This window comes from Bradyrhizobium sp. Arg816 (genome assembly GCF_029989365.1).
In the GTDB taxonomy this organism is placed as follows: Bacteria; Pseudomonadota; Alphaproteobacteria; order Rhizobiales; family Xanthobacteraceae; genus Bradyrhizobium.
Window position 1 is genome coordinate 1 of the sequence record NZ_JAPRAQ010000134.1, and the last position, 523, is coordinate 523.

The 523-nt window shown below is 64.2% G+C and carries 1 pseudogene; it reads left to right on the forward strand.

Features of this window, described 5'->3' with window-relative positions:
• Window positions 1-523: pseudogene (locus tag OWC48_RS46175) on the forward strand (hopanoid biosynthesis associated radical SAM protein HpnJ); the annotation flags it as partial.

Below are 523 nucleotides of genomic sequence, written 5' to 3' on the forward strand. Positions count from 1 at the left end.
TCGACGAGATCGTGGCCCAGGCCAATGATTTCGACCTCGTCGTGCTCCACACCTCGGTGCCGTCCTTCAAGTCGGACGTGAAGACGATCGAGGCCCTCAAGGCCGCCAACCCGAAGCTCATCGCCGGCCTCATCGGCGCGAAGGTCGCGGTCGACGCCGAGGGCTCGATGACCCAGGCGCCGGTGGTCGACTTCGTCGCCCGCAACGAGTTCGACTTCACCGTCAAGGAAGTCGCCGACGGCGTGCCGATGTCGGAGATCAAGGGCCTGTCCTATCGCGATGCCGCCGGCAACGTGGTCCATAACGAGGACCGCGAGATCATGACGGACATGGACAAGCTGCCCTTCGTCACGAGCGTCTACAAGCGCGACCTCGAGATGGAGAAGTACTTCATCGGCTACCTGAAGCACCCCTACATCTCGTTCTACTCCGGCCGCGGCTGCAAGAGCCGCTGCACCTTCTGCCTGTGGCCGCAGACGGTCGGCGGGCACACCTACCGCACGCGGTCGGTCGCGCACGTGAT